At 73.8% G+C, this 2,097-nt stretch carries 3 protein-coding genes; 2 read left to right on the top strand and 1 reads right to left on the bottom strand.

Annotated features, from left to right (window positions below):
• A partial coding sequence (locus AB0M20_RS40055) for an AMP-binding protein (protein ID WP_364306369.1) occupies positions 1–961 on the top strand: 961 nt, incomplete at its 5' end.
• Here the strand turns inward: AB0M20_RS40055 and AB0M20_RS40050 are convergent.
• Complete coding sequence (locus tag AB0M20_RS40050; RefSeq protein ID WP_364306368.1) at positions 958–1,611, bottom strand: helix-turn-helix domain-containing protein; 654 nt, start codon at positions 1,609–1,611, stop codon at positions 958–960. The two genes, AB0M20_RS40055 and AB0M20_RS40050, sit on opposite strands and share 4 nt — an antisense overlap.
• Before the next feature lie 86 nt (positions 1,612–1,697).
• Here AB0M20_RS40050 and AB0M20_RS40045 point away from each other — a divergent pair.
• Positions 1,698–2,097, top strand: a 400-nt coding sequence (locus tag AB0M20_RS40045; protein WP_364306366.1) for a methyltransferase domain-containing protein, incomplete at its 3' end; no start/stop codon positions are given.

Raw genomic sequence — 2,097 nt, 5'->3', positions numbered from 1 at the left:
GCTCTTCCACACCTGGGGCTTCGCGGCGCTGCAGATCGCCCTCGCGCTGCGCGCGACCATCGTGCTGCGCCGGCGCTTCGACCCGGCGGCCACCCTGGACGACCTTCGCCGGCACCGGTGCACCGCACTGGTCGCCGTGCCGGTGATGCTGGACCGGATCATGGAGTTGCCGCCGCCGGCGGAACGGCCCCGGCTCGAGGTGGTGGCGGTGAGCGGGTCGGCGCTGCCCGGCGGGCTGGCCACCCGGTTCATGGACCGCTTTGGCGACGTCCTGTACAACCTGTACGGCTCCACCGAGGTGTCCTGGGCATCCATCGCGACGCCCGCCGACCTGCGGGCCGCGCCGCACACCGCCGGCCGGCCTCCGCACGGGACGGTGGTCACGGCGCGCGACGAGGACGGGACGCCGGTGCCGCCCGGCCGGGCCGGGCGCCTCTTCGTCCGCAACGACATGCTCTTCGAGGGCTACACCGGCGGGCCGGACCGCTCGGCGGCGGAGCTGGCGACCGGCGACCTGGGCCACCTCGACGAGGCCGGGCGGGTCTACGTCGACGGCCGAGTGGACGACATGATCGTCTCCGGCGGTGAGAACGTCTTCCCGTCCCAGGTGGAGAACCTGCTCGCCGACCTGGACGAGGTGCGCGAGGTGGCGGTGGTGGGCGTTCCGGACGCGGAGTACGGGCAGCGGCTGGCGGCGTACGTGGTGCTGCGGGACGGCGCCGTGCTGGGCGAGGACGAGGTGCGGGAGCACGTACGCCGGCATCGCGCGCGGTTCTGCGTACCCCGGGATGTCGTCTTCCTGCCCGCACTCCCCCGCAACGCGACCGGCAAGGTGATCTCCCGAGACCTGCACCCGGCAGGGCTGTCAGTCGCCGGTCATGTCGCGCGTGATCGCGACACCGGCGGACGGCAGCGCTCCGCCGGCCCAGGCAGCGAGGGTGAGCCACGGCGCCGGCGTTAAACCGCCTCCGGGCGAGCGACACCGAGGTACGGGTTGAGCCGGCCCCACGCCGCGAGCTCCCGGATCACCGGCCGCGGCGCCTCGACCACCATGCCGCCACCGCGCTGGGCCGCCGCCAGGGTGACCTCGCCGGCGTACCAGCGGACCAGGCTGGCGGTGTCCGTCGTGACCAGGCCGTCCTCGGCGAAGCCCGGCGGGTGGGCGCAGACCTCGTTGCCGTCGGCCGAGACCACCAGCCAGAAGCGGTTCGGCAACGGGGCGTCGGTGATCTGGAAGACCACGACGATCCGGGCACGCGGCGCCGCGATCAGCCGGGACAGCATCCACAGGGCGAGGTACGGGTCCTGGTCCTCGGGGCGGGCCGACCGCCAGCGCGCCCCCCACGCGCCCAGCTCCAGGCAGACCGCGGCGAGCTCGTGGCCGCTGGCGCTCAGCGCGTACCCGCCGTCCGTCCGCCGGACCACCCCCGCCTTCTGCAGCGATCGCAGTCGCTGCGACAGAACGCTGCGCGGCAAACCGGGCGCGCCGTCCAGGATCCGGTTGAAGGTGCCGCAGCCCAGGAACAGGTTGCGGATGATGATCGGCGTCCATCGCTCGGCGAAGACCTCGGCCGCCAGCGCGATGGGACAGTACTGCCCGTAGCCACGCATGAACCCACCATCCACCCGCGGCGGCGGCGCCGGAAGTCCGGAAATCGAACTATCCGCCCCCCGTCCGCCGCTGCTTGCCTGAGTGCATGAAATACCAGCTCTCGGCGGATCAGGCCGACTTCTACGAGACCACCTTCGTCCCGGCGCTCTTCGGCGCCTGGGCCCGCCGCCTCGTCGACACGGTACGGCCGCTGCGGGGACAGACCGTGCTGGACGTCGCGTGCGGCACCGGCGCGGTGGCGCGGGTCGCCGCCGACGTCGTGGGACCGTCCGGCTCGGTGGTCGGGCTGGACCTGAACGAGGCGATGCTGGACGTGGCCCGGCGCATCCGGCCCGACGTGCGCTGGCAGCAGGGCGACGCGTGCGCACTGCCCTGCGCCGACGACTCGTTCGATCTGGTGGTGTCGCAGGCCGGGCTGATGTTCTTCGAGGAACGGGCCGCGGCGCTGCGGGAGATGGGCCGGGTGGCGGGGCCCTCCGGGCGGG

This window comes from Actinoplanes sp. NPDC051633 (assembly GCF_040681735.1).
In the GTDB taxonomy this organism is placed as follows: domain Bacteria; phylum Actinomycetota; class Actinomycetes; order Mycobacteriales; family Micromonosporaceae; genus Actinoplanes.
This window is presented reverse-complemented; position numbering and strand designations above follow the sequence as displayed.

What these genes read in the sequence shown, in the direction of transcription:
- AB0M20_RS40050 (WP_364306368.1), bottom strand. Translation starts at nt 1,611, where the DNA reads ATGCGTGGCTACGGGCAGTACTGTCCCATCGCGCTGGCGGCCGAGGTC.